Source organism: Erythrobacter sp. SD-21 (assembly GCF_000181515.1).
GTDB lineage: Bacteria > Pseudomonadota > Alphaproteobacteria > Sphingomonadales > Sphingomonadaceae > Qipengyuania.
The window spans coordinates 205,216-230,049 of sequence record NZ_ABCG01000004.1 but is presented as its reverse complement, the minus strand read 5'-3'; the positions used below and the strand labels follow the sequence as shown (position 1 = coordinate 230,049).

28 protein-coding genes are annotated in these 24,834 nt (G+C 64.9%); 22 read left to right on the top strand and 6 right to left on the bottom strand.

The window, feature by feature from the left end; genetic code table 11:
• Positions 1–2 precede the first annotated feature (2 nt).
• Positions 3–986 (bottom strand): AAA family ATPase, encoded by a 984-nt coding sequence (locus tag ED21_RS09005; RefSeq protein WP_083800425.1) that lies wholly within the window; start codon positions 984–986, stop codon positions 3–5.
• 63 nt (positions 987–1,049) lie between these two features.
• On the opposite strand from ED21_RS09005, the gene ED21_RS09000 reads away from it, so the two are divergent.
• From ED21_RS09000 to ED21_RS15120, 4 genes are all read left to right on the top strand, one after another.
• Entirely contained in the window at positions 1,050–1,895 is an 846-nt protein-coding gene (locus ED21_RS09000) for an oxygenase MpaB family protein (RefSeq protein ID WP_006833563.1), read from the top strand.
• A gap of 391 nt (positions 1,896–2,286) precedes the next feature.
• On the top strand, positions 2,287–2,610 hold the full coding sequence (locus ED21_RS08995; protein ID WP_006833562.1) for a UrcA family protein: 324 nt from the start codon (positions 2,287–2,289) through the stop codon (positions 2,608–2,610).
• Between the two features lie 184 nt (positions 2,611–2,794).
• Positions 2,795–3,265, top strand: coding sequence for a hypothetical protein (locus ED21_RS15630; protein ID WP_198005842.1), 471 nt, complete (start codon positions 2,795–2,797; stop codon positions 3,263–3,265).
• A 23-nt stretch (positions 3,266–3,288) separates the two neighbouring features.
• A complete protein-coding gene (locus tag ED21_RS15120; protein ID WP_034922024.1) occupies positions 3,289–3,486 on the top strand; it encodes a helix-turn-helix transcriptional regulator in 198 nt (65 codons plus the stop codon).
• Positions 3,487–3,581: 95 nt separating this feature from the next.
• Here ED21_RS15120 and ED21_RS08980 read toward each other — a convergent pair whose 3' ends face one another.
• Positions 3,582–4,232 carry a winged helix-turn-helix transcriptional regulator gene (locus tag ED21_RS08980; RefSeq protein ID WP_233995725.1) on the bottom strand — a complete coding sequence of 217 codons (651 nt, stop codon included), beginning with the start codon at positions 4,230–4,232 and terminating at the stop codon, positions 3,582–3,584.
• A 92-nt stretch (positions 4,233–4,324) separates the two neighbouring features.
• Here ED21_RS08980 and ED21_RS08975 point away from each other — a divergent pair, with 92 nt between their 5' ends.
• Genes ED21_RS08975 through ED21_RS08955 form a run of 5 tightly spaced genes read left to right on the top strand, consistent with a single transcriptional unit; the run spans position 4,325 to position 7,035 of the window.
• Positions 4,325–4,678: a DUF1428 domain-containing protein gene (locus ED21_RS08975; RefSeq protein ID WP_006833559.1), complete on the top strand. Its 354-nt coding sequence runs from the start codon at positions 4,325–4,327 to the stop codon at positions 4,676–4,678.
• Positions 4,679–4,681: 3 nt separating this feature from the next.
• Complete coding sequence (locus ED21_RS08970; protein ID WP_006833558.1) at positions 4,682–5,464, top strand: VOC family protein; 783 nt, start codon at positions 4,682–4,684, stop codon at positions 5,462–5,464.
• 3 nt (positions 5,465–5,467) lie between these two features.
• Positions 5,468–6,103, top strand: a complete 636-nt coding sequence (locus ED21_RS08965; RefSeq protein WP_006833557.1) for a glutathione S-transferase family protein — start codon at positions 5,468–5,470, stop codon at positions 6,101–6,103.
• Positions 6,096–6,596 (top strand): VOC family protein, encoded by a 501-nt coding sequence (locus tag ED21_RS08960; RefSeq protein WP_006833556.1) that lies wholly within the window; start codon positions 6,096–6,098, stop codon positions 6,594–6,596. The genes ED21_RS08965 and ED21_RS08960 overlap by 8 nt, the downstream gene beginning before the upstream one ends.
• Before the next feature lies 1 nt (position 6,597).
• A complete protein-coding gene (locus ED21_RS08955; protein ID WP_006833555.1) occupies positions 6,598–7,035 on the top strand; it encodes an SRPBCC family protein in 438 nt (145 codons plus the stop codon).
• 3 nt (positions 7,036–7,038) lie between these two features.
• Here the strand turns inward: ED21_RS08955 and ED21_RS08950 are convergent, their stop codons facing one another.
• Positions 7,039–7,629, bottom strand: a complete 591-nt coding sequence (locus ED21_RS08950) for a DnaJ domain-containing protein (protein ID WP_006833554.1) — start codon at positions 7,627–7,629, stop codon at positions 7,039–7,041.
• 60 nt (positions 7,630–7,689) lie between these two features.
• Here ED21_RS08950 and ED21_RS08945 point away from each other — a divergent pair, with 60 nt between their 5' ends.
• From ED21_RS08945 to ED21_RS08930, 4 genes are read left to right on the top strand one after another with little or no spacing between them, the layout of a single operon-like run.
• A complete protein-coding gene (locus ED21_RS08945; RefSeq protein WP_006833553.1) occupies positions 7,690–7,962 on the top strand; it encodes a BolA family transcriptional regulator in 273 nt (90 codons plus the stop codon).
• A gap of 16 nt (positions 7,963–7,978) precedes the next feature.
• On the top strand, positions 7,979–8,869 hold the full coding sequence (locus tag ED21_RS08940) for a pirin family protein (protein WP_006833552.1): 891 nt from the start codon (positions 7,979–7,981) through the stop codon (positions 8,867–8,869).
• Between the two features lie 9 nt (positions 8,870–8,878).
• On the top strand, positions 8,879–9,694 hold the full coding sequence (locus tag ED21_RS08935) for an SDR family NAD(P)-dependent oxidoreductase (protein WP_006833551.1): 816 nt from the start codon (positions 8,879–8,881) through the stop codon (positions 9,692–9,694).
• Positions 9,691–10,593: an alpha/beta fold hydrolase gene (locus ED21_RS08930; RefSeq protein ID WP_006833550.1), complete on the top strand. Its 903-nt coding sequence runs from the start codon at positions 9,691–9,693 to the stop codon at positions 10,591–10,593. Before ED21_RS08935 ends, ED21_RS08930 begins: the two co-directional genes overlap by 4 nt.
• 42 nt (positions 10,594–10,635) lie before the next feature.
• On the opposite strand, the gene ED21_RS08925 is transcribed toward ED21_RS08930, so the two are convergent.
• Positions 10,636–11,700: a DUF2332 domain-containing protein gene (locus ED21_RS08925; RefSeq protein WP_006833549.1), complete on the bottom strand. Its 1,065-nt coding sequence runs from the start codon at positions 11,698–11,700 to the stop codon at positions 10,636–10,638.
• Positions 11,701–11,744: 44 nt separating this feature from the next.
• Between ED21_RS08925 and hisG the strand changes: the two genes are divergently transcribed.
• The 7 genes from hisG (at position 11,745) to ED21_RS08890 (ending at position 20,958) form a co-directional block, all read left to right on the top strand.
• Entirely contained in the window at positions 11,745–12,398 is a 654-nt protein-coding gene (gene hisG / locus ED21_RS08920) for an ATP phosphoribosyltransferase (protein ID WP_006833548.1), read from the top strand.
• Positions 12,398–13,687 (top strand): histidinol dehydrogenase, encoded by a 1,290-nt coding sequence (gene hisD, locus ED21_RS08915; protein WP_006833547.1) that lies wholly within the window; start codon positions 12,398–12,400, stop codon positions 13,685–13,687. Before hisG ends, hisD begins: the two co-directional genes overlap by 1 nt.
• A complete protein-coding gene (nusB, locus tag ED21_RS08910) occupies positions 13,684–14,136 on the top strand; it encodes a transcription antitermination factor NusB (protein WP_006833546.1) in 453 nt (150 codons plus the stop codon). Before hisD ends, nusB begins: the two co-directional genes overlap by 4 nt.
• A 23-nt stretch (positions 14,137–14,159) precedes the next feature.
• Positions 14,160–15,002, top strand: coding sequence for a thiamine-phosphate kinase (gene thiL / locus ED21_RS08905; RefSeq protein WP_006833545.1), 843 nt, complete (start codon positions 14,160–14,162; stop codon positions 15,000–15,002).
• 150 nt (positions 15,003–15,152) lie between these two features.
• A complete protein-coding gene (locus tag ED21_RS08900; protein ID WP_034922018.1) occupies positions 15,153–17,306 on the top strand; it encodes a sodium-translocating pyrophosphatase in 2,154 nt (717 codons plus the stop codon).
• Between the two features lie 95 nt (positions 17,307–17,401).
• The gene (locus tag ED21_RS08895; RefSeq protein WP_006833543.1) at positions 17,402–18,313 is read left to right on the top strand and encodes an acyl-CoA thioesterase II; all 912 of its coding nucleotides are present in this window, start codon (positions 17,402–17,404) and stop codon (positions 18,311–18,313) included.
• Positions 18,314–18,351: 38 nt separating this feature from the next.
• Positions 18,352–20,958: a M14 family zinc carboxypeptidase gene (locus tag ED21_RS08890; protein ID WP_006833542.1), complete on the top strand. Its 2,607-nt coding sequence runs from the start codon at positions 18,352–18,354 to the stop codon at positions 20,956–20,958.
• 3 nt (positions 20,959–20,961) lie between these two features.
• Here the strand turns inward: ED21_RS08890 and ED21_RS15400 are convergent, their stop codons facing one another.
• A complete protein-coding gene (locus ED21_RS15400; protein ID WP_006833541.1) occupies positions 20,962–21,141 on the bottom strand; it encodes a hypothetical protein in 180 nt (59 codons plus the stop codon).
• A gap of 77 nt (positions 21,142–21,218) precedes the next feature.
• Between ED21_RS15400 and ED21_RS08885 the strand changes: the two genes are divergently transcribed.
• Both ED21_RS08885 and ED21_RS08880 read left to right on the top strand, forming a co-directional pair.
• The gene (locus ED21_RS08885) at positions 21,219–21,779 is read left to right on the top strand and encodes a glutathionylspermidine synthase family protein (protein ID WP_006833540.1); all 561 of its coding nucleotides are present in this window, start codon (positions 21,219–21,221) and stop codon (positions 21,777–21,779) included.
• Positions 21,780–21,976: 197 nt separating this feature from the next.
• The gene (locus ED21_RS08880; RefSeq protein ID WP_006833539.1) at positions 21,977–23,806 is read left to right on the top strand and encodes a DEAD/DEAH box helicase; all 1,830 of its coding nucleotides are present in this window, start codon (positions 21,977–21,979) and stop codon (positions 23,804–23,806) included.
• On the opposite strand, the gene ED21_RS08875 is transcribed toward ED21_RS08880, so the two are convergent.
• On the bottom strand, positions 23,803–24,624 hold the full coding sequence (locus ED21_RS08875; RefSeq protein ID WP_006833538.1) for a universal stress protein: 822 nt from the start codon (positions 24,622–24,624) through the stop codon (positions 23,803–23,805). The two genes, ED21_RS08880 and ED21_RS08875, sit on opposite strands and share 4 nt — an antisense overlap.
• Positions 24,625–24,834: the final 210 nt, after the last annotated feature.

Sequence of the window (24,834 nt, the reverse complement as noted above, 5' to 3'; positions counted from 1 at the left end):
CCTTAACTCTTTCCGACCACGCTTTCGGGCAGATCGTCACCGAAGACGCGCTGGTAATTTTCGGCCACCAGCATGCGCTCTTCCTCGTCGCACTTGTTGAGGAAGGAGAGGCGGAAGGCGAAGCCGACATCCTTGAAGATGGCGTAGTTCTGCGCCCAGGTGATGACGGTTCGCGGGCTCATCACCGTGCTGATGTCGCCGTTGATGAAGCCCTGCCGCGAAAGATCGGCGACCTTGATCATGTCGGCAAGGATCTTGGGATCGGTGTCCGGGTTCTTCGCCTCGACGATCTGCTGCTCGGTCTCGGCCGGCAGGTAGTTCAGCGCGGTGACGATGTTCCAGCGGTCCATCTGGCCCTGGTTGATCGCCTGCGTGCCGTGATAAAGACCGCTCGTGTCGCCGAGGCCGACCGTGTTGGCGGTGGCGAAGAGGCGGAAGTTCGCATCGGGGCGGATCACGCGGTTCTGGTCGAGCAGCGTCAGCTTGCCCTGCTGTTCGAGAACGCGCTGGATCACGAACATCACGTCCGGGCGGCCGGCGTCGTATTCGTCGAACACCAGCGCCACCGGATGCTGGAGCGCCCAGGGCAACAGGCCTTCGCGGAACTCGGTGACCTGAAGGCCATCGCGCAGCACGATGGCGTCGCGCCCGACGAGGTCGATACGGCTGATATGCGCATCCAGATTGATGCGGATGCACGGCCAGTTGAGGCGTGCGGCGACCTGTTCAATGTGGGTCGACTTACCCGTGCCGTGATAGCCCTGCACCATCACCCGGCGGTCGTGCGCGAAGCCCGCGAGGATGGCCAGCGTCGTGTCCGGATCGAAGACATAGGCTTCGTCGAGATCGGGTGTACGCGAATCCGGCTTGGAGAAGGCGGGTACCTTCCAGTCGATATCGATCCCGAAAGTCTCGCGCACATCGACTTCGGTGTCGGGCGCGGGAAGCACGGTCTTGGCGGAAGGTTCGAAGGTCTTGTCGGTCATCTCGTTCATCGCACAGGCGACCTAGGGATTTATCTCGGCAACGCCAAGCCTATATTGGCCCTTGTGAGTCGCCCCGACCCCCTCGAATTTCTTCGCCAGCGCATAGTCGGCAGCGTGCGGGCCACCTTCAACGAAGGCGATAGCGAGGCGCAGCCGCGCGGCGTTTCGGACGAGGCGCTGTTCGCGAAGGACACGCCGATCCGGATGGTCCATGCCGATATCGTGGGCATGATGGTGGGCGGTATCCGCGGGCTGTTCCTCCAGATGCTGCACCCGCATGCCTTGCAGGGCGTGCTCGATTTCTCCAATTTCCGCAGCGACATGCACGGCCGCCTCGCCCGCACCGCGCATTTCATCACCGACACGACCTTCGCCCACCGCGACATCGCGATGGAGGCGATCGAGCGGGTGAACCGCATTCACCGCAGCGTGTCGGGGACGCTGCCCGACGGATCGACCTATTCGGCCACCGACCCGCGCACGCTCGCTTGGGTCCATGTGGCGGAGGCGACCAGTTTCCTTGCCGGCTACATGCGCGTGACGCGGCCCGACATGCCAAGGCACGAGCAGGACGAATACTACCGCCAGTTCGCCGTGATCGCGAAGGCGCTGGGCGCGGACCCGGTGCCGACCGACCGGCGCGAGGCGGCGCGGATCTTCCACGATCTGCGCGACGACCTGCGCACCAGCCCCGAAGCGCGCGAGGTCGCGCAGTTCGTCGTCAGCATCAAGCCCGAAGGCGCCCCGCCCGCCTTGCAGAAAGCCATCGTCGCCGAGAGCATCGCCCTCCTCCCACCCTTCGCCCGCTCGATGCTGGGGCTCGAGCGCCCCGGCCTTTCCGCCATCCCGGCCCGCGCCACCGCCTGGGGCGCGGCAAGAACGCTGCGCTGGGCCTTTCGCCAGTCGTGAAGGGTTTCGGTTGGGCCCAAGTTGGGTTTGCGGGACGCGGTACCGACAGGATGGAACACATGGAACACGGTCCTGGCGAAGAAAATCCGGACCCCCGCGAATGACCGGCGAGCGAAGAATTCGCGTAGCTGATGAGCGCCGTTTTGCCATGCGGAAGAGGTGGCATGGAAAGGCACAGTAGGAAATTGCCGATGTGCGCTACCCGTGAACAGTCGCCGACTAAAATTAGGTCTATCGATGAAAGAGCCACGGATGCCCTAGGTGACAGGGATTACGGACATTATGTCAGGTTACATTGACATTGTCATCGAATCGCGACATATCGTCAGGACAACCTGACACATAAGGTTGTTTCACCCACCTGGACCCAACATCCACGCTGGAGAATAACATGACCAAGACATCGCTAACACTCGCCGCCGCTGTGCTCGCCATTCTTGCAACTCCTGTTGCGAGCCGAGATTTGCCGACAGTTTCCATCAGCGTCAGCGACTTAGACCTCAGCACGGAGGCCGACCAGAGGAAGCTGTACAAGCGTATCGACACAACGGCGAGGCGTATCTGCCGATCGGGAGGTTTCGACCTTGGGGCGCGAAAGGCCGAGGCCGAGTGCCGCCTTTCTGTAAAAATGAGGGCTGCCCCGGAAGTGAAACTCGCAATCGAAAATGCTCGCAAAGAGCGCCTCGCTACCAACAAACTCGCCAACCCAGGCTAATCGGTTTCGTCGGGGCGTCACACGCGAGAACGGCGCTCCGGCGGATACTGTCACTAGGTCGAAGATTGGAATGCATTGATGAATTCATACGGACGCATGAACTTTTGAGTGCTCATCTCCGCCAATGATAAAATCTCTGCCATCAACAAATCCGAATATCTTAAACTAGCAGGAAAAAAGAACCGTGAATACTGATTCGAATGTCAGAAATTTGCACAGACCAAACGAAAGGCGTTATCGCCTCTATTTCAGATTAATGGATCTATGCTTTATCGCTGGTATTTTGATACTGGCTTCATTTCTTCCCATTTTTGACAATTTAGTGTCGTCCGGCGGCAGTATTCCAGTTTGGTATCGAATCTACGGAGCGGTACTCATATTCTTCACATTCTTCATCACCCCGATTCTAATTCTTGCTCGCTTCATGAGAGACGAATACGCGGAACAGCTATTTCGCCGCACAACGGACGTGGTTGTATATGCCGCCATCGCGATGCCCCTCCTCGTTTTTTGGGCGGCTACACTCGTATACTTGGTCACGCGCTCCGACGAGGCACCCTATCCGTTCAGCCTTTTTATGGTCGAAGTGACTTGGTGGTCGGCAGTCTCTGACCTTTTCAAGTATTTCTGCCTCCTGTTCGTCTTCGTTTTTTAATTTATTCGCTTGAAAGACAGCCGATGAAAAATCGCCTTCGTGTCCTGAGGGCTGAGCGAGAATGGAGCCAAGCCGCGTTGGCCGAACACCTTGGTGTGTCGCGTCAAGCCGTGAATGCTATCGAAACTGGCAAGCACGATCCATCTCTTCCGCTGGCGTTCCGCATCGCCCGGCTCTTTGAACTACCTATTGAACACATATTTGATGACTGTGCGGGCTAACAGGACAGCGTCATCATTAGGGAGGATTGAGGCTTGAGAATGGGGGTTAATGCAGAGGCAAATGAACCCAGCTTCGAGCGACCGCTTCCCGCCCCTCACCCGATCCGCTCGGGCAACTCGAATATCGCAATAAAGCGTTCGGCCATGACAGCATCGCCCTCGACCTCCACACCCACTTCGCTTGCGGGAAGGCCGATATAGAACAGGCCGGCGAGCGGCGGAGCGGCGGGGGCTGTGAAGATGGCGTCGCACGTGTCCGGCTCGGCGCGCGTGACGGGGAGGTCTCCGTCGCGCAGTTCCGCCACGAAGGCGGTATCGGGAAAGCGGAAACCGATCCGCATCGCGAGCCCCTGCGCCTTGGCCGGATCGAACATCGTACGCAGCGAGAGCATGAAGCTGACCGGCGACAGGGGCAGCGTCGGGTCGTGCTGCGAGGACATCGCCGCCCAGCGCCCCAGTTCCTGGATCACCGGCTCGGCCGCATAGCCCCAGCGGGTCAGTTCATAGGCCTGCGCCGAGACCGGCGGCGCCAGTTTGCGCCGGGTCAGCACCCCGCCCTCCTCGAGCGAGGTCAGCCGTTCGGTCAGCACCTTGGCCGAAATCCCGGGCAGGCTGGCCCTCAGGTCGGAGAACCGGCGCGGGCCGAACATCAGTTCCCGTACCACCAGCAGCGACCAGCGTTCGCCGATCAGCTCCATGCCGAACGCCGTCCCGCAGGCGTCGCCATACCACCGACCGTGACCCACTTTAGTTTCTTTTTGTAACTTCATAGTTGCTTTTAGTAACTTCAAGGCGCATCAGATGCAAGGTTCGAGTCGGGGGCTGAAGGAGAGAGACGATGTATGTGAACGGATTCGTGCTGGCCGTGCCGGAAGGCAACAAGGCCGCTTACGCCGAGACGGCGGAGAAATTCTGGGAGCTTGCGAAGGAGTTCGGTGCCCAGTCGCAGATCGAATGCTGGGAGGCGGACGTGAAGAACGGGCACACCACCGATTTCCGCCGCGCGACCAAGGCCGAACCGGGCGAGAAGATCGTCTTCTCCTGGGTCACCTGGCCCGACGAGGCGACCGCGAAGGCCGCGGAAACGAAAATGATGGAAGACCCCCGCATGGAGGAGTTCGGCGATATGCCCTTCGACGGCAAGCGGATGGTCTACGGCAGCTTCGAACCCATCGTCTGGAAGGAGGCCTGAGCCATGACCGACACGCACGGCGATTTCGTCTGGTACGAACTGATGACGAGCGATGCGGAGGCTGCGCAGGCCTTCTACGGTCCTCTCCTGGGCTGGAGTTTTGCGGACAGCGGCCAGGAGGGCGTCGACTATCGCATGTTCTCTGCCGGTGAGACGCAAATCGGCGGCATCCTCCAATTGAGCGAGGAAATGACCGAGGGAGGCGCCCGACCGGCCTGGCTCGGCTATGTCCGCGTGGACGATGTACCCGCAGCAGTCGACAAGGTCCGCAAAACGGGCGGCGGCGTGATGATCGAAGGGCACGAGGTGCCGGGCGTTGGCCCCTTCGCGCTCCTGTCCGATCCGCAGGGCGCGCCCTTCTATGTCATCGACGACCGCTCGGGCGAGGACAGCGGCGCCTTCGCCAAGCACGAGCCCAAGGTGGGCCATTGCGCCTGGAACGAGCTGGTCACCGAAGACCCCACCGCTGCCGACAGCTTCTATCGCGACCTCTTCGGATGGGAGAAGGGCGAGGCGATGGATATGGGGCCGATGGGCCTCTACCAGATGTACACCCAGTCCGATTACGGCCTCGGCGCGATCATGAAGCGCCCCGAGGAAATGCCGGTCTCGGCGTGGGCCCACTACTTCCGCGTGCCCGAAATCGACGCGGCGCACAGCTTCGTGACCGGCCATGGCGGGCAGGTCCTGAACGGACCGATGGAAATTCCCGGCGGGGACTACATCCTGCAAGGCATCGATCCGCAAGGCGCGTTCTTCTCGATCATCGGTGCGAAGGGAAGCTGATCCATGGCCGCCTACACCTTCTTCACCAATCCGATGAGCCGCGGGCAGATCGCGCGCTGGGCGCTCCACGAGGTCGGCGCGGACTACGAGACCGAGCTGGTCGATTGGGCGGCCAAGTCGGAGGCCTTCCTCAGCGCCAATCCGCTCGGCAAGGTTCCGACGCTGGTCCACCACCACGGTGACCACGTCCACGTCGTGACCGAGGCTGCGGCGATCTGCCACTACCTCGCCGAAATGCACCCCGATGCGGGGCTTCTGCCCGAGCCGCACGAGAAGGCCGCCTATTTCCGCCGGCTGTTCTACGCCGCCGGCCCGGTCGAACAGGCCGTGGTTGGGAGCAGCATGGGGTGGAGTGCCGACGATCCGCAAAAGCAGGGCATGCTCGGTTTCGGCAGCTACGAGCGCGCCATGGACACGTTCGATACGCTGCTGGCCGACCGCGACTATGTCTGCGGCGACCGCTTCACCATGGCCGATGTCTATGTCGGCAGCCAGGTCGACTGGGGCCTCCAGTTCGGTTCGATCCCCACGCGCAAGACTTTCGAGGATTACGCCGAACGCCTGCGCGAACGGCCCGCCTACAGGGACGCCAAGGCCATCGACATGCAATTGATCGCGGAGGCGCAAGGCAATGGCTGATTCATCGATTTCGGACAGCCCGATGGCCACCTGCCTGTGGTTCGACAAAGAGTCGGAAGAGGCCGCGCGCTTCTATTGCGAACTCTTTCCCAACAGCGAAATCAGGGAAATCCAGACCGCGCCCGGCGATTACCCTGGCGGGGAGAAGGGCAATGTCATCACGGTTGATTTCACCGTGCTTGGCCGCCCGTTCCTCGCGCTCAATGGCGGTGCGGAAACCGAGTTTACCGAGGCGGTGAGTTTCCAGGTCTTCACCGATACACAGGAGGAAACCGACCGCTACTGGACCGCTCTGCTCGCCGATGGCGGAGAGCCGATGATGTGCAGCTGGCTGAAGGACCGTTTCGGCGTGCGCTGGCAAATCGTCCCGCGCGTACTGATGGAAGGCTTGCGCCATTCCGATGCGGCAACGCGCCAGCGTGTTTTCCATGCGATGGGCGCGATGCAGAAAATCGACCACGCGGCTATCGAGACGGCAGTTTCCGGAGCCTGAAATGAACGAGCTCACTGTAACCCGCTTCATCGACGCCCCTCCCGAAAAGGTCTGGGACATCATGGTCAACCGGCAGGAAGAATGGTGGTGCCCCGCCCCCTGGCGCATCGAGATGGTCGCGCAGGAACGCCGTGCGGGCGGTCGCAGCGCGATGATCATGCGGGGACCCGACGGGGAGGAAATGCCGCAGGAAGGCATATTCCTCGAATGGACCGAAGGCACGCGCTTCGTGACCACCGACGCCGTGACCGCCGATCACCGGCCAGCCGGTCCCTTCATGATCGGCATCTGGGAAATCGAACCCGACGGCGATGGCACGCGCTACACCGCCCGCGCCCGCCACTGGACCGAGGACGCGATGAAGCAGCATGCCGAAATGGGTTTCGAAGAAGGCTGGGGCGCGTGCGCCGACCAACTCAAAACCTTGGCCGAGAGCTGAGCCTCAAGCGATCACCCGACATTCCCGCAAAGTGTTGTAAGCCTCGACCACGCGGTTGAGGCGGGTTTCGTACTGGCGGTCGCCGCCGTTGCGGTCGGGGTGGTAGCGGCGCACCAGTTCCGAATAGCGCCGCCGCAGCCGACGCCGGTCGATATCGGTGCCCAGCCCCATGACTTCGAGCGCCTCGGCCTCCTCCCGGCTGAAGCGCCCGTCCATCGCCATCGCCGCCTCGCGCTGGGCGCGGCTCTTGATCCCGCTGGCGCGCGCGGAGATCGCGTCGAGCGGATCGGAGTAATCCGCCCAGCGGGGCATGCCGTCGACGCCCGCGGTCGGGCGGAAGCTGGGGCTTTCGGTGCGCCAGCCGCTCGCCGGGCCCTGCGCGTCGAGGATCTCTTCCGCGCTCATGCCTTCGAACCAGTCGTAACCGGCGTTGAATTGGCGCACGTGCTCGAGGCACATCCAGCGCCATTCGCCAGGCCCGTCGAACCGGTGACCGCCGCCCGGCGCGCGGAATTCGCCCGGCTCCTCGCAGGTGGGGTGGGCACACACCCTGCCGGTGTCTTCATACCGACCATGAAACTTTGACTGGCGCATTCGTTCTAGAATGGTGAGCAAATTGCGCTATGCAAACCCCGCAAGAGGAGATTTCGCCGAATGACAGGACCGGTCCAGCAGGAAATGGAACGACTGCTCACGCAGGCTTTCTCTCCCACGCGTCTCGAAGTGATCAACGACAGCGCCAAGCACCACGGCCACGCCGGCGACGACGGCAGCGGGGAATCGCATTTCACCGTGGTGATCGAGGCACCCGCCTTTGCCGACAAGTCGCGCCTCGACCGCCAGCGCATGGTCAACAAGGCGCTGGGCGACATACCCGGAGAGCGTGTCCACGCCCTCGCCATCCAGGCTTCCGCACCGACACCATAAGACAAAGGGGCATTTCATGAGCCAGATCGACCTCACGCTGACGCCGACGACGCATGGTCTCGGGCAGTTCGAGGTCCGACGGGTGCTGCCGTCGAAGAAGCGGAGCATGGTCGGCCCTTTCATCTTCGTCGACCAGTTCGGTCCGGCCCAGCTCGATCTCGGCAGCGGCATGGACGTCCGCCCGCACCCGCATATCAACCTCGCCACTGTGACATGGCTGTTCGAAGGCGCGATCGACCACCGCGACAGCCTGGGCAGTTTCTCCACCATCCGGCCCGGACAGGTGAACCTGATGACCGCGGGCAAGGGCATCGTCCATTCCGAACGCTCGCCCGAGGCGGAGCGCAAGGCGGGCCCCAAGCTCTACGGCATGCAGACATGGCTCGCGCTGCCCGATGGCAAGGAGGAGATCGATCCCGCCTTCGAGGCCGTATCCGACCTTCCCATTGTGGAAGACGGGCGCGCCAAGGCCATCGTGATCATGGGCGAATTGTGGGGCGAGCGCGCGCCCACCACCACCTATGCCGACACCATCTACGCCGAGATCGTGCTTGGCGCGGGCGGGGCGATCCCGCTGGAAGATGATGCCGACGAGCGCGCGGTGATGCTGGTGGGCGGCGAGGCGAGCGTCGATGGGCACGCCCTGAAGCTTTACGAGCTGGCGGTGCTCCAGCCGGGCCGCGACATGACGCTGGAGAGCAAGAGCGGCGCGCGGGTCATGCTGCTGGGCGGCGAGGCCTTCCAGACCGAACGCCACGCGTGGTGGAATTTCGTCAGTTCCAGCCGCGAACGCATCAACCAGGCGAAAGACGACTGGCGCAACCATCGCTTCCCCGAAGTGCCGGGCGACAGCGAAGAGCGTATTCCGCTCCCCGATGGCCAGCCCAAGACCGTCACTTACCCCTAAGGAGAGAGTATGAGTTTCGAAGGCAAGACCGCCTGGATCACGGGCGCTTCGTCCGGCATCGGCGCAGCGCTGGCGCAGGAATGGGCGAGCCGCGGCGCAAATATCATCCTGTCCGGCCGCGACGAAGGACGGCTGAGCGCCGTCGCCGACCGGCTCGACACCGAAACGCTGACCCTGCCCTTCGACGTGCGCGACGAAGAGGCCATGCGGCAGGCGACCGACACAGCCACCGGCTGGAAGGACGGCGTCGACATTTTCGTCGCCAACGCCGGCATTTCGCAGCGCAGCCCCGCAGTAGACACCGACATGCAGGTCTATCGCGACATCATCGACATCGACCTCACCTCGCAGATCGCTGCAAGTCAGGCGCTGCTGCCGCACATGACGGGGCGCGGGAGCGGGAAACTGCTCTTCATTTCCTCCATCGCCGGCAAGGTCGGCGTGCCCATGCGCACCGCCTATTGCGCGGCCAAGCACGGCCTCATCGGCTATGCCGACGCGCTTCGCGGCGAGCTTTCGCAAAGCGGCGTGGACGTCCACGTGATCTGCCCCGGCTCGGTCGCCACCGATGTCAGCCGCAACGCGCTCAACGGCGATGGCACGAAGCGCGGGCGCAGCGACAAGGTGATCGACAACGGGATCGCGCCCGATGACGCCGCCCGGCGGATCGTGGACGCGGTCGAACTGAACCAGCGCGAGATCATCGTGGCCGAAGGCATGGAAGAGGCGATGGGCGAGATGCGCCGTACGCCCGACCAGCTCTTCGACCAGGTTTCCGGCATGGTCGCCGCGGGATACATGGAAAAGATGCAGGCGGAAGAATGATGGATCAGGTCCGGGTCACTCTCGCCAACGGGATCGAACTCGACACGGTCGACGTGGGCCCGCGCGAGGCACCGGTGCTGATCTTCCTGCACGGCTTTCCCGAAAGCCACCGCACATGGCGCCACCAGATCGCTCATTTCTCCGATCGCTTCCGCTGCATCGCGCCCGACCAGCGCGGCTATCGCGGTTCCTCCAAGCCCGAAGGCGTGGACAGCTACACCCCAGACAAGATGGTGGGCGATGTCTTCCTGCTGGCCGATGCGCTGGGCGTGCAGGAGTTCACGATTGTCGGCCACGATTGGGGCGGCGCGATCGCCTGGGGCGTGGCGATGGCGGGCGAGCAGATGGGCCGCGTATCGCGCGCGGTGATCGCCAATGCGCCCCACCATGCGGTCTTCCAGAAGCTGCTCTACACCTCGCCCGTCCAGCGCGAGGCGAGCCAGTACATGCGCGGCTTCCGCGACCCGGCGAACGACGAACTCGTGCGCGAGAAGGGCCTGTTCGGCATCCTCGAAGCGCAGATACGCTGGGATGCGCCCGACAAGATGGAGCCGGAAGAACGCGCCCGCCTGCTGCAGGACTGGCAGCACCGCGATGCGGCCTTCGCCATGCTCAACTGGTATCGCGCCAGCCCGATCGACATTCCGCCGATGGACGCGCCGTTCGAGCCTCCCGAAGGCTGGTCGCCCCCGCCCTTCCCGCCGCTGACCATTCCGACGCTGGTGATCTGGGCGCAGGACGATCTCGCACTGCCGCCTGAAAACACCGCCGAACTGGGCAGTCATGTGAAGGACCTGACCCTCGTCGAAGTGCCCGATTGCGGTCACTTCGTCCCGTGGGAAGCTCCCGACGCGGTCAATACGGCGATGGAGGAATTTCTCGCGAGAACTTCGAGCTAAACGTCACTCCGGATCAAGTCCGCGGTAACGGTTGAAGCTGGATTAGCCCAGCCACTCCACCCACGCGCCGTGGGGATGTGCGTTGGCGAGATGGACTTGGCTCTCCCCGCCCGGCCAGTAGCGGACCTTCAATTCATGCGCGAAGGTCTCGCGGTTGGTTTCCAGCGAGAGATGCGCAAGCGGCCGCTCCCTCGTGGCGCGCGAACCCGCCTCCTGCAACGACGCCTCGATCCTCTCCTGCGTGAATTCGGGCAGGTATTGCCACATGATCGAATGCGCTAGCACGCGGGTCACGCCCTCATCCTGCTCGCGCGCCAGTTCCTTTTCCACCCAGTCGCCCGCGTCCATCCGCTCGATTTCGGGCGGCATCCGACTGGCCAGTGCGATGGCGGCGTCGATCCGGGCCATACGCCCGGTCGCCTCGGGCCAGACATAGCTCTTGAGCCGCAGCGCCTGCGCTTCGTCGGTGAGGTCGACCGGCGCGATGTCGCTGCCGCGTGCATCGACGAAGCCGATGTCGCGCGCAGGCGGCGGCGCACCGCGCCATTCGGGCACGATCCGCATCCGGTTGCCGCTCGGCCCGGTGCTTACCCCGCCGAGATCGTAATGATAGCGACCGAGCATCGTGTTGATGCCAGCGCTCGCCCCGATTTCCAGCCATTCGAACTGCGGGCAAGTGCGCCCGTCTGCGAGCCAGAGCAGACCAGCGGCAAAGCTGGCCGAACGCCCCGCCTCGTTCGTCTGCGGCGGCCCGTCGAGCCACGGCATCAGCTGGAAATCATGCGTTTCCACGATCTCGCGCACCAGTGCGTCGACCTGGTCCTGCGCGGGCATTCGGCCCGCATAGACATCCTCCAGCCGCGGTTCCTCGCCGGTCAGGAGGAGGTTGTGAATGCCGCCCGCGATCCTCAGCGGCATGGCATCGCGCAAGGACAGGCCCTGCCAAGCGAAAATCCGCCGCGCCGTCGCTGCCTCGCTCCCCTCCAGCGCCAGCAGCGCGCGCACCACCTGCGCCGTGCCGGGGGCTCCGGCGTTCTCGGCGTGCTTCGCCTGCCATTCGATGGCTTCCGGGACCGAAACGATATCCATCACCCCGCTCTCCGCCATATCCGTTGCCCTTTTGCCCGCGTGTGCCTATCTGCCGCTCCGCAATGACCGACAGTCTTACCTTTGCCATTCCCAAGGGCCGCATCCTTGATGAAGCGCTGCCCGTCATGGCCGGTGCGGGCGTCGTGCCGGAAGATGCCTTCCACGACAAGGCGAACCGCTCGCTGACCTTTGCAACCACGCGGGAAGACATGCGCCTCATCCGCGTGCGTGCCTTCGACGTGGCGACTTTTGTTGCGCATGGCGCAGCGCAACTGGGCATCGTGGGTTCGGACGTGATAGAGGAATTCGACTACGCCGATCTCTACGCGCCGGTCGATCTCGACATCGGCCATTGCCATCTCGCCGTGGCCGAGCCGAAGGGCGCGAGCGCGACGAGCGGTGCGAGCCACCTGCGCGTAGCGACGAAATACCCCAATCTCACCCGCCGTCATTTCGAACGGCAGGGCATCCAGGCCGAATGCGTCAAGCTGAACGGCGCGATGGAAATCGCCCCCGAACTCGGCCTTGCCGGACGCATCGTCGATCTCGTTTCCAGCGGCCAGACGCTGAAGGAAAACGGCCTTGTCGAAACCGGCTACATCATGGACATCACCGCGCGCCTCATCGTGAACCGCGCCGCGCTGAAGACCGATCCGCGCGTTGCTGCGCTGGTCGAGGCCTTCCGCGCCATCAGCGAAGAGCGGAGCGCCGCCTGATGCAGCTGCTCCGCACCAGCGACGCGGATTTCGAGAAGAAGTTCGCCAAGATTGTCCGCGATCGTCGCGAAAGCGATGCGCAGGTCGGCCGCGATGTTGCCACCATCCTCAACGAAGTGCGCGAGCGCGGGGACAGCGCGCTGGTGGAATACACCAAGCGTTTCGACCAGCACAATCTGACCGGCGATGACGACTGGTCGATCTCGAAAGAGGCGTGCAAGGCCGCTTATGACCGGCTCGACGATGCGCTGCGCGAGGCGCTGGAAACCGCCGCGACCCGCATCCGCGCCTATCACGAAGGCCAGCTGCCGCAGGACCGCGATTACACCGACGAGATCGGCATGCGCCTCGGCGCGCGCTGGAGCGCAGTGGAGGCAGCCGGGCTTTACGTGCCCGGTGGCCGCGCGGCCTATCCCTCCTCGCTGCTGATGAACGCCATCCCCGCCAAGGTGGCCGGGGTCGAGCGTCTTGTCGTCACCACGCCGACGCCCGGCGGCGAGGCCAACGATCTCGTTCTGGCAGCCGCTCATGTCGCGGGCGTGGACGAGATCTACCGCGTCGGCGGCGCGCAGGCCGTGGCCGCGCTCGCTTTCGGGACGGAGCGCATCGCGCGCGTCGATGTCGTCGTCGGCCCCGGCAACGCTTGGGTCGCGGAAGCCAAGCGGCAGCTTTACGGTGTCGTGGGCATCGACATGGTCGCCGGCCCCAGTGAAATCCTCGTCATTGCGGACAAGAACAACAAGCCCCAATGGATCGCCGTCGATCTCCTGAGCCAGGCCGAGCACGACCCGACAAGCCAGTCGATCCTGATCACCGACGACCGCGGCTTCGCCAGCCAGGTGATGGACCAGATCGACCTCGAATTCCTCAAGCTGCCGACGGCCAAGACCGCGAAAGCCAGCTGGGACGATCACGGCCTCGTGGTGCTGGTGGACAGCCTCGACGAGGCCCCGGCCCTGTCGGACCGGCTCGCCGCCGAACACGTCGAGATCGCCACCGACGATCCCGAGGCGATCTTCGCCAGGCTGCGCCACGCAGGCAGCGTCTTCCTCGGCCGCATGACGCCCGAGGCGGTCGGCGATTATATTGCCGGCCCCAACCACGTCCTTCCCACCGGCCGCCGTGCGCGCTTTGCCAGCGGCCTGTCGGTGCTCGATTTCATGAAGCGCACCAGTTTTATCGGCGCGACTGACGATGCGCTGAAGGCCATCGGCCCGGCCGCCGTGCGCCTTGCGGAGGCCGAAGGGCTTCCCGCGCACGCCCTTTCGATTTCCAGGAGGCTTTCGTGAGCCAGAACCCCAAGTCCCAGTCGCGCAGCGCGGCCCGTCTCGGCGCGGTGCAGGCGCTGTACCAGCAGCAGATGGAAGGCACCGCCACCGCCAAGCTGCTTAACGAATTTCACCTGCATCGCCTCGGCAAGGTCATCGAGGACGAGGAATACGCCGATGCCGACGTCGATTTCTTCGACGATCTTGTGAAGGGCGTCGATGCGCGCCGCGCGGAGATCGACGAGCTTCTGACCGCCCGCCTCGCGTCGGGATGGACACTCGCCCGCCTCGACAAGACCATGCTGCAAATCCTGCGCGCGGGCAGCTACGAACTGATCGCCCGCAAGGATGTGCCCAAGGCCGCTGCGATCAGCGAATATGTCGATGTCGCCAAGGCCTTCTTCGACGACCGCGAAGCGAAGTTCGTCAACGGCATCCTCGACGCGGTTGCCAAGGAAGTCGGGCGCTGAACGAAGCCGATTTCATCTTCTCCTTGCGCGCGCTCGCCACGACGCCCGGCGCGCGCGGGCTGGAGGACGATGCCGCCATTCTCGAACTCGGTGGCGAGACGCTGGTCCTGACGCACGACACAATGGTCGACGGCGTCCACGTCCTTGAGGGACAGGACCCCGCCGACATTGCGTGGAAACTGGTGGCCGTGAACCTGTCCGACCTTGCGGCCAAGGGCGCCGAGCCGGTCGGCGTGCTGCTCTCGCATATGCTCGGCACGGACGACCACCGCTTTGTCACCGGCTTGCGCGAAGTTCTGGATTGCTACGATGTGCCGCTGCTTGGCGGCGACACGGTGCGCGGCGAAGGCCCGCGTGTCTGGGGCTGCACCGCAATCGGGCGCGCCACGCACAGGCCGGTTCCCTCGCGCGATGGGGCGAAGGTGGGCGATGCGATCCATGTCACCGGAACACTGGGCGCGGCCATGCTCGGCTTCGAGGCCCTGCGCGACGGAGACGAGGCGGACAGCAGCGCCTACCGCAGGCCGCGTCCGCGTCTTGATGAGGGGCGCCTGCTGGCCCCGCACGTCACCGCCATGATGGACATTTCGGACGGGCTTTTGCTCGATTGCTGGCGCATGGCCTCCGCTTCCGAAAGCGTAACTTTCGACCTCGAGAGCGCCGCGATCCCGGTCGCAGACAATTCGCGCCGCTCGGAATGCCTCCGCTGGGGCGACGATTATCAGCTCCTTTTCACCACCCCCGCCGAGGCCAAGTTACCCGTCTCTGCGACACGCATCGGCACGGTCACCGACGCCAAATCCGCGCCGCTCCAACTGGACGGGGAACCGCTCTCGCTCGACGAAGGCTTGGGCTACCAGCACTAAACTTTCGTGTAACGCCGGGGAAAAGCGCAGTTTCTTGCGCTTTTGACCCCTTGCGTGGCGTTACACTGCTGATACACCTTCCCGCCTCCAATGCGTCGGCGTCTCCCACGCCGGGTCGCATCAAACAAATAATCGGGAGGGGAGAATTTCGTGGACCTTGTAATCCTATCCATAGGGTTGGGACTGCTTGCCGTAATTTACGGCTTCGTCACCAGCCGCCAGGTGCTCAGTGCGGGCGCGGGCAATGAGAAAATGCAGGAAATCGCCGGCGCCATCCAGGAAGGCGCGCAGGCTTATCTGAAGCGCCAATACACCACCATCGCCTTCGTTGGCGTGGTCGTGGCCGTGCTCGTGGGCGTGTTCCTCGGCATCATTCCGGTCATCGGTTTCGTGATCGGCGCGATCCTCTCGGGCGTTGCCGGCTTTATCGGGATGAACATCTCGGTGCGCTCCAACGTGCGCACGGCTGCCGCCGCGCAGAGCGGGTTGCAGCAGGGTCTGACCCTCGCCTTCCGCGCAGGGGCCATCACCGGCATGTTGGTGGCCGGCCTCGCACTCCTCGCGATCGCGGTGTTCTTCTGGTACCTGACCGGCCCCGCCGGCCATGCCCCGAACAGCCGTGAAGTGATCGACGGCCTCGTCGGCCTCGCATTCGGTGCCTCTCTGATCTCGATCTTCGCGCGTCTGGGCGGCGGTATCTTCACCAAGGCCGCCGACGTCGGCGCCGACCTCGTCGGCAAGGTGGAAGCCGGTATCCCCGAAGACGATCCGCGCAACCCCGCCGTAATCGCCGACAATGTGGGCGACAATGTGGGCGACTGCGCCGGCATGGCCGCCGACCTGTTCGAAACCTATGTCGTCACCGTGGGCGCCACCATGGTCCTCACCGCGCTGCTCTTCGGCGATGCGCTGGGCGACCTGCTGATGCCGATGATGGCCTTGCCGCTGCTGATCGGCGGCGCCTGCATAGTCACCAGCATCATCGGCACCTACTTCGTGAAACTGTCCAAGGGCGGCACGAATGTGATGGGCGCGATGTACAAGGGCTTCCTTGTCTCTGCCATCCTCGCGATCCCGCTGATCTGGATCGTCATGAACTACGCGCTGGGCGGCATGGGCACCGAGCTTGGCGGTTCGACCGTCGGCATCGACCCGGGTGCTCCGCTGGCCGAAGAAGGCACGGCAGAGCAGGTCATCGGCTTTACCGGCTGGGATCTCTTCTGGTGCGCTCTCATCGGTCTTGCCATCACCGGCCTGATCATCTGGATCACTGAATATTACACCGGCACCAACTATCGTCCGGTCCGCTCGATCGCCAAGAGCTCGGAGACGGGCCACGGCACCAACGTGATTCAGGGCCTCGCCATCAGCCTTGAATCGACCGCGCTGCCCACGCTCGTGATTGTGGCCGGCATCATCGCCACCTTCCAGCTCGCCGGGCTCATGGGAATTGCCTATGCGGCAACCGCCATGCTGGCGCTGGCTGGCATGGTCGTGGCGCTCGACGCTTATGGCCCGGTGACGGACAACGCCGGCGGCATCGCCGAAATGGCCGGTCTCGACGACAGCGTTCGTGAAAAGACCGACCTGCTCGACGCGGTGGGCAACACCACCAAGGCCGTGACCAAGGGCTATGCCATCGGTTCGGCGGGCCTCGGCGCGCTGGTTCTCTTTGCGGCCTACACGACCGACCTCGCGGAGTTCTTCCCGAATGCGGACGTCGATTTCAGCCTCGAGAACCCGTATGTGATCGTCGGCCTGCTGCTTGGTGCCCTGCTCCCGTATCTCTTCGGTGCGATGGGCATGACCGCCGTGGGGCGCGCTGCGGGTGACGTGGTGAAGGACGTTCGCGAACAATTTGCGGCCGATGCCGGCATCATGGCCGGCACCAGCAAGCCGGACTATGCGCGCACGGTGGATCTCGTGACCAAGGCCGCGATCAAGGAAATGATCGTGCCTTCGATGCTGCCGGTCCTTGCGCCGATCGTGGTCTATTACGCGATCTTCTTCCTCGCGGGCCAGGAGAACGCCTTCGCCGCGGTCGGAGCCCTGCTCCTCGGCGTGATCATCGGCGGTATCTTCGTGGCGCTTTCCATGACCGCTGGTGGCGGCGCGTGGGATAACGCGAAGAAGTACATCGAAGACGGCAACCACGGCGGCAAGGGCTCCGAAGCCCACAAGGCTGCCGTGACCGGCGATACCGTGGGCGATCCTTACAAGGACACCGCGGGTCCGGCCGTGAACCCGATGATCAAAATCACCAACATCGTCGCGCTGCTGCTGCTGGCGGCACTCGCGGCCTGATCCAAAGCGATCATGACGTTTTGAAGGGCGGCGGCACTTGCGGTGTCGCCGCCTTTTTCTTGACGCTCGCGTAAAGGGAAAGCACATCGCCCCACGTGAGTGACACCAAGACCCCCGAACAGCTCGTCGCCGGCCTGATCCGCCTGCTGACCGTCGCCCCCGCGGGCGAAAACGCCTTTACCGGCAACCAGCAGCCCGGTGGCATCGGCCGCGTCTTTGGCGGGCAGGTGATCGCGCAGGCGCTGCAGGCGGCGCAAGCCACTGCACCCGAAGGCATGGAAGCCCATTCGCTCCACGCCTATTTCCTGCGCGGCGGGCGCGAGGGCGTCGACATTGACTATACGGTCGCCGCCGATTTCACCGGCCGCAGCTTCGCCAACCGCCGCGTCGTCGCCCGCCAAGCTGGCGAAGACGGGGAAGGCACGCCGATCCTCAACCTCACCGCCAGCTTCCAGCATCCCGAGGAGGGGCTGGAGCACGAGGACAGCCCCATGCCCGACGTTCCGCCGCCCGAGGATCTTCCGTCCGACATGGAGATGCGGAAGAAATTCCTCGAGGAAATGGGCGAGGTCCCGGAGGTCCAGCGCACGCTGATGCTCCGCCCGCGCCCGATCGAGATGCGCACCAGCGGCAAGCTGCACTGGCTGAACGCGGACAAGAAACCGCCCCACGCGCACAGCTGGTTCCGCGCCGCCGCCGCGCTGCCCGACGATCCGGCGCTGCACCGCGCGGTTATCGCCTACGCCAGCGACTTCACGCTGCTCGGCACCTCCGCGCTGCCCCATGGCCTGTCCTGGGCACGGGGCGAGCTGAAGGGCGCCAGCCTCGACCATGCCATCTGGTTCCATCGTCCGGCGCGCGCCGACGAATGGCTCCTCTACGCCACCGACAGCCCGTGGTCGGGCGGTGGCAGGGGCTTCAACCGCGGCCGCATCTTCAACCGTGCGGGTGATCTCGTCGCCAGCGTGGCGCAGGAAGGTGTGGTCAGGCGCTCGAAACGATCTTAGGTCCGCGCTTGAAAAACCGGCCATCAGGAAGGACATCCATGCCGACATCGCTGCGGGCGTTCGCCGCCCTGATCTTCGCTTCGCTGGCCGCGCCGCTGGCAGCGCAATCGGTGCTCGACGGCAATTTCGATCCCGCCATTCCCACCCTGGAAACGAGTGTCGGTCACGCGACGGGCCAGCGCATCAGCGCCCCCGACGAAGTGGTCCGCTACCTCGAAGCGCTGAACCGCGCCGCCCCCGAACAGACACGCCTCGTGCAATACGCCACCAGCTGGGAAGGCCGCCCGCTCCACTATCTCGTGGTTTCGAGCGCCGCCAACATGGGCCGCCTCGACGCAAACAAGGCGGCGATGGCCGCCGTGGCGCAGGGCGAGACGCCGCCGTCCGGCACGCTTCCGGTGACCTGGCTTTCCTACGGCGTCCACGGGGACGAGATTTCCAGCACCGACGCCGCGCTCGCTCTGGCCTATCACCTGCTGGCCTCGCGTGGCGATGCCCGCACGCAAGCGATCCTGTCGAACAGCTATGTCGTGATCGACCCCAGCCAGAATCCCGACGGCCGCAACCGTTTCGTCACCGGCTTTCGCAGCGCGGTCGGCCTCCAGCCCTCGCCCGATCGCTTCGCCGCCGAGCATGACCAGCCGTGGCCGAGCGGCCGGCAGAACCACTATCTGTTCGACCTCAACCGCGACTGGTTCGCGCTGACCCAGCCCGAAACGCGCGGCAAGGTGGCGGCGCTGCTGGAATGGAACCCGGTCGTCTTCGTCGACGCGCACGAAATGGGCGGCGACGACACCTATTACTTCCCGCCTGCCGCCGAACCCTTCAACCCGAACATCACACCGGGCCAGAAGGAAAAGCAGGTTCTCCTCGGCCGCGCCATTGCCCGCGAGTTCGACCGGCTGGGCATTCCCTATTTCACCCGCGAAGTCTTCGACGCTTTCTATCCCGGTTATGGCGACACCTGGCCGACCTTGCACGGCGCGATCGGGGCGACCTTCGAACAGGCTTCGGCTGGAGGGCTCGTCTGGGAACGCAGCGACGGCGATATCCTCACCTATGGCCAGGGCGTACGCAACCACTTCCTCGCCAGCTTCGCCTATGCGGAAACGGTTGCGCGCAACGCCGACCGCTTCCTCGCCGATTACGCCGCCTATCGCCTTAGCGCGGCGCAAGGGGCACGCGGCACCTATCTGATCGACCTCTCGCAGCGGCGCTGGAACGCCGAGGCGCTGGGCCGCCGGCTCGCCGCGCAGGGCATTGCCGTGGGTCGCCTCGCGCCGGGTGTCTCGGCCTGCGGCAAGCGCTATCCCGAGGGGGCGCTCGCGATCGACCGCAGCCAGCCTTCCGGGCGCCTGATCCGCAGCCTGCTCGACCGTGACACGGCGCTCGACCCCGAATTCGTCCGCAAGCAGGAATTGCGGCGCGAGCGCGGCCAGCCGCACGAACTCTACGACACCACCGCGTGGTCGGTCGGCCTGATGTCGGGGCTCGACGTGGCGCTGTGCTCCTCTTCGGTCGCCGCCGGTACTCCGCTCGACGCGGGCGCGCCGATCCCCTCGCGCGAGGATGGCTCGGGCGAGTTCGGCGTGGCCATTCCCTGGACCGACAGCGGGCAGGCGCAGCTCGTCCTCGCAGCCTTGCGCGAAGGGCTCGACGCGCGCGCCAGCGACGAGGCTTTCACGAGCGGCGGCCGCCAGTTCCCGCGCGGCACGGTGATCGTGCCCCGCCGCATGAACGACGACCGCGCGATGGCACGGCTCGACGAACTGGCGCGCGCGCTCGGCGCGGAAACGCACGCTCTGGCCGATAGCTGGGTCGAGGCCGGGCCCAATTACGGCAGCGACGCTTTCGACCGCCTCGAGGCCCCGCGTGTCGCCATGGCGTGGGACGAGGGGATCTCGCCCACCTCGGCGGGGTCGCTGCGCTACGTGATCGAGCGCCGCCTCGCGACGCCGGTCACGCCGATCCGTACCGGCACACTCGCCCGCGCCGATCTCGGCGCCTACGACGTGCTGGTCGTACCCGAAGGCTCGCTCGACACCGCGGCCCGCAAGGCGGTGCAGGCCTATGTCCGCAGCGGGGGCGTCGCCGTGATCGTCGGGAACGCGCTGGTTGGCTTTACCAGGGACGATACGCGACTGTTCTCCACCTCAAGGCAGGGTGCGCTCGGCAAGTCGCTGGACGACGACGAAGAGGACAAGGGCGACAAGCCCTCGAGCGAAGGGTCCGAAATCGACAGCGCGCAGGAATACGAGGACCTGATCGACGACCCCAACGCCCTGCCCGATACGCTGCCGGGCGCGCTGGTCCGCACCGTGGCCGATGCCGACCATTTCCTCTCGTCAGGCTATGACGGCGGGCCGGTCGTGAGCGCTTCGGGCAGCCTGATCTTTACCCCGCTCAACCGCAAGGACGGCACAAATGTCTTGCGCTTCGCCTCGGCGGACGCGCTGTTGGAAAGCGGCTATATCTGGGACGAGAACCGCCGCCAGATGGCGTTCAAGCCCTACCTTCTGGCTGAACGCAACGGATCGGGCATGGCCATCGGTTTCGCGCACGATCCGTCGCTGCGCGGCTATCTCGACGGGCTTGACCTGCTGATCGCCAACGCAATCCTGCTGGCCCCTGCCCAGCTGCGCTAGCGACTAGCCGCCGCGGCTCGATGCGGTCGCGGTGCGGCCTGCACGGCTGTTGAGGCTCCAGCCACGGCCGGTTTCGCCGAAGCCCGCCTTCTTGCCCATGGCCGATGCGGCCTTGACCTTGGGTGCTGCGCACCGGTTGGAAGGCGCGCGATCCGGCGTAATTCTTGCCCGGAGCGCCCGCATAGCCGAGCCGCACGCCGCGGCTGGTCTGGTAGCCGCCGCCCGGCGACGAAAACGCCGGCGCGGGACGCGTCGAGGACTTGCCCCACAACATCTCCGCCATCGGCGTGACCGAGGACGGGCGCTTCACCGATCCCGACGGCTACCGCATCGGCGCGCTGTTCAAGCTCTGCCCGTGGGCGGACATGCTGCGCGAGAGCTTCGCCGAGCCCGTCGCCGCCAGCGAGACGCTCTTCCTCGAACCCGCGTGGAAGGCGATCCTCTCCAATAAGGCCATGCTCCCGCTCCTGTGGGAGCGCAACGAGGGCCACCCCGCCCTCCTGCCCACCTTCTTCGAATACGCCCCCGAGGGCCGCGAGCTTGCGCGCGGCCCCCATGTGCGCAAGCCCTTCTTCAGCCGCGAAGGCTCGGACATCTCGCTCTACGACGGCAACCTGCGCCACCGCGGACCGGACGAGGGCTACGGCGCGGAAGGCGCGATCGTGCAGGCCTACGCCCCGCTCGCCCGTTCGGGAGAGAACCACGCCGTCATCGGCAGCTGGATCGTGGGCGACGAAGCGGTCGCCATTTCGATCCGCGAAGACGCCAGCCCCATCACCCGCGACCTCGCCCGCTTCCTGCCCCATGTGATCGTGGGGTAAGCGGGCCCTCTTCGCACCTGCAAAATAACTAGAGCCAAACGCTTCGCTTTCGTGTAGGGGCGGCGCAAGCATGGTCGTGTAAATGCCGCGAGGCGGTGCGCGCGACCCTCTCGCCGCGACCCCAAGCGGCCTCACACATGCCCCCTTTTCCCAGCCCTGCGGCCTCTCGCCGCGGCGCTTTTGTATTGCGAGCCACGATGTCTTTCGAAACCCTCCCGCCGGTGATTGGCGAAGCCCTTGCCGCACGCGGCTATACCGATCTCACCCCCGTCCAGTCCGCCGTGATCGAAGACGAGGCGCGCGGGCGCGATCTCGTGGTCTCGGCGCAGACCGGCTCGGGCAAGACGGTCGCCTTCGGCCTCGCGCTGGCCGATGCCCTGCTGGCGGAGACCGCCAATCTGGCGCTCGTCGACAAGCCGCTGGCGCTGGTCATTGCGCCGACGCGCGAGCTGGCGCTTCAAGTCAGCCGCGAGCTCGGCTGGCTTTATGCGGGCGCGGGCCTGCGCATCGCGACCTGTGTCGGCGGGATGGATGCAAGCAAGGAACGCCGCGCGCTGCGCGCTGGTCCAGCCATCGTAGTCGGCACGCCGGGACGTCTGCGCGATCACCTCGAACGCGGTGCGCTGGACCTCTCGGGTCTGGTCGGCGTGGTGCTGGACGAGGCGGACGAGATGCTCGACATGGGCTTTCGCGAAGACCTCGAAGAAATCCTCGACGCGACGCCCGATGGCCGCCGCACGCTGCTGTTCTCCGCCACCATGCCGCGCCCGATCGAGCGGCTGGCCGAGCGATACCAGACCAATTCGCTGCGCCTCAGCCTCGTCGGGCAGGACCGCGGCCATGGCGACATCAGCTACCAGGCAATTACCGTTTCGCCCTCCGAAATCGAGAACGCGGTGGTGAACCTGCTGCGCTATCACGAGGCGGAGACGGCGATCCTGTTCTGCGCCACGCGCGACAACGTCCGCCGCTTCCACGCCACCCTGCAGGAGCGCGGCTTCGGCGTCGTGGCGCTGTCGGGCGAGCATTCGCAGTCCGAGCGCAACCAGGCGCTGCAGGCCCTGCGCGACCGCCGCGCGCGCGTTTGCGTGGCAACCGATGTCGCCGCGCGCGGGATCGACTTGCCGACGCTCAGCCTCGTCATCCATGTGGAGATTCCGCGCGATGCCGAAACGCTCCAGCACCGTTCGGGCCGCACGGGCCGCGCGGGCAAGAAGGGCACCGCCGCGATCATCGTGCCCTACAACCGCCGTCGCCGCGTCGAGGGCATGCTGCGCGGCGCGAAGATCGAGGCGCAGTGGATGGACGCGCCCACGCCCGAGATGATCCACAAGCAGGATCGTGCGCGCCTCTTGGAAATGCTCACCGCCGAAACCGAGTTCGAGGAGCATGACCGCGAACTGGCGAAGGAGGTGATGGACAAGCTCTCGCCCGAAGATATCGCCGCTTCGCTGGTGCGCGCCCACCGCGCCAAGATGCCGACGCCCGAAGAGCTCATCCCGAACACGCCCGAAGCGCGCGACAAGGCAAAGGCCGACCGTATCCGCCCCGGTTTCGAGGACGTGGTCTGGTTCAAGATCGGTGTCGGTCGCCGCCAGAACGCCGAAGCGCGCTGGATCCTCCCGCTGCTCTGCCGCCGCGGCCACATCACCCGCAACGAAATCGGCGCCATCCGCATCGGCCAGTTCGAAACCTGGTTTCAGGTGCCGACAGCTGTCGCACCCAAATTCGCCGAAGCCGTTGCCCGCACCGCATCCTCCGAGGACGAGCAGGACGCGATACTGATCGAGGAAGCGCCCGAAGGTCCGCGCGTCGAGGCACGCCAGAACCGCCAGGACTTCGGCGGCGGCTCGCGCTCTGGCGACGGTCCACGGGTCCGGCCCAAGCCTTTCGGCAAGGGCCCGCGTAAAGGTCCTCACGGCGGCCCCGGCGGCAAGAAGCCCGGCGCGCCGTTCAAAAAAGGTCCGAAGCTGTCTGGCAAGAAGTCCGCGAACAAGCGCAAACCGGGTGGCGCGCCGCGGACCTAATGCTTGAGCAGCAGGGGTATCCGGACATCGGACAGCATGGACCGCGTCACGCCGCCGAATACCCATTCTGACAAACGTGTGCGGCCATATGCACCCATCACGATCAATCCGGCATCCCGCACTGCGGCGGCATTCCGGATTGCTTCAGCCGTGCCGTCCCCGGACCTTTCGATTTCGACCATCTCGCTGCGGATACCATGGCGAGACAAATAGTCCGCACCGCCTACCGCTGGCAGGTCGAACTTGTCCTTTTTTGCCCGGTCCTTCGATACTATAGTTGCCAGATATATCGAGCTTGCCCTTTTGAGAAAGGGAAGAGCAGCACGAAGCGCATGCGAAGCTTCGGCAGATCCGTCCCACGCGATCAGCACCGGCCTTTCGAGGTCCATCCTATCGCATTCGTCAGGCAGGACGAGGATAGGGCAGTCCGCGGTCAGCGCAAGTTCGCCCGCAGTGAACGAAGGCGCCTCGCCGCCCGCGCGCGGCTCGCGCTCGCCGACAACCACGAGATCGACCAGCGAAGAGCTTTTTAGCAGGGCTAGCGCGACTGGACCGGTTTGGTCGACCCATTCCCAAGGTACGTCTTCGTTGGCGAGGTCTCGTTCGGTCTCCTCGCGAAGCTTGCGCACTTCTTCCCGCCACACCGGAACCATTGCGGCAAAGGCTGCCCCATAGGGGTCGTTGCTGCCCGCCATCTCGTACGGCATCGCGGTCAGCAAAGTCAGATGGCTTTCGAACGAGCGCGCCAAATCGAGTACGACATCGAGACGCCGGGAATGACCGGGATCCTTGAGAGCGTTGAAGAGAATCGATTTCATCGCAGGTCTCCGCATCATCCTGGTTCGGTATCCGTTTCCGAACCTTCCGATGAAAGTTTAAACCCCCGGCCAAACTATGTCTTTGATCAAGCGCAATCTGACCGCGACCGACAAGATCAACCGCCCGCGTGATAAAAATCGTATATCTGCGTCGCCACGCCTTCGCTGATGCAAGAAGCGCGTTTCAGGTCGTCGAGCGCGGCGGCGCGG

Excerpts from the sequence above, each read along its gene's own strand:
- ED21_RS08935 (WP_006833551.1), top strand. The coding sequence starts at position 8,879 with ATGAGTTTCGAAGGCAAGACCGCCTGGATCACGGGCGCTTCGTCCGGC.
- ED21_RS08875 (WP_006833538.1), bottom strand. The coding sequence starts at position 24,624 with ATGAAATCGATTCTCTTCAACGCTCTCAAGGATCCCGGTCATTCCCGG.
- ED21_RS08880 (WP_006833539.1), top strand. The coding sequence starts at position 21,977 with ATGTCTTTCGAAACCCTCCCGCCGGTGATTGGCGAAGCCCTTGCCGCA.
- hisD (WP_006833547.1), top strand. The coding sequence starts at position 12,398 with ATGCAGCTGCTCCGCACCAGCGACGCGGATTTCGAGAAGAAGTTCGCC.
- ED21_RS08975 (WP_006833559.1), top strand. The coding sequence starts at position 4,325 with ATGTATGTGAACGGATTCGTGCTGGCCGTGCCGGAAGGCAACAAGGCC.
- ED21_RS08925 (WP_006833549.1), bottom strand. The coding sequence starts at position 11,700 with ATGGCGGAGAGCGGGGTGATGGATATCGTTTCGGTCCCGGAAGCCATC.
- ED21_RS08890 (WP_006833542.1), top strand. The coding sequence starts at position 18,352 with ATGCCGACATCGCTGCGGGCGTTCGCCGCCCTGATCTTCGCTTCGCTG.
- ED21_RS08995 (WP_006833562.1), top strand. The coding sequence starts at position 2,287 with ATGACCAAGACATCGCTAACACTCGCCGCCGCTGTGCTCGCCATTCTT.
- ED21_RS08940 (WP_006833552.1), top strand. The coding sequence starts at position 7,979 with ATGAGCCAGATCGACCTCACGCTGACGCCGACGACGCATGGTCTCGGG.
- hisG (WP_006833548.1), top strand. The coding sequence starts at position 11,745 with ATGACCGACAGTCTTACCTTTGCCATTCCCAAGGGCCGCATCCTTGAT.
- ED21_RS08950 (WP_006833554.1), bottom strand. The coding sequence starts at position 7,629 with ATGCGCCAGTCAAAGTTTCATGGTCGGTATGAAGACACCGGCAGGGTG.
- ED21_RS08930 (WP_006833550.1), top strand. The coding sequence starts at position 9,691 with ATGATGGATCAGGTCCGGGTCACTCTCGCCAACGGGATCGAACTCGAC.
- ED21_RS15400 (WP_006833541.1), bottom strand. The coding sequence starts at position 21,141 with ATGCGGGCGCTCCGGGCAAGAATTACGCCGGATCGCGCGCCTTCCAAC.
- ED21_RS08955 (WP_006833555.1), top strand. The coding sequence starts at position 6,598 with ATGAACGAGCTCACTGTAACCCGCTTCATCGACGCCCCTCCCGAAAAG.
- ED21_RS08965 (WP_006833557.1), top strand. The coding sequence starts at position 5,468 with ATGGCCGCCTACACCTTCTTCACCAATCCGATGAGCCGCGGGCAGATC.
- ED21_RS08970 (WP_006833558.1), top strand. The coding sequence starts at position 4,682 with ATGACCGACACGCACGGCGATTTCGTCTGGTACGAACTGATGACGAGC.
- ED21_RS15120 (WP_034922024.1), top strand. The coding sequence starts at position 3,289 with ATGAAAAATCGCCTTCGTGTCCTGAGGGCTGAGCGAGAATGGAGCCAA.
- ED21_RS08945 (WP_006833553.1), top strand. The coding sequence starts at position 7,690 with ATGACAGGACCGGTCCAGCAGGAAATGGAACGACTGCTCACGCAGGCT.
- ED21_RS08960 (WP_006833556.1), top strand. The coding sequence starts at position 6,096 with ATGGCTGATTCATCGATTTCGGACAGCCCGATGGCCACCTGCCTGTGG.
- ED21_RS09005 (WP_083800425.1), bottom strand. The coding sequence starts at position 986 with ATGACCGACAAGACCTTCGAACCTTCCGCCAAGACCGTGCTTCCCGCG.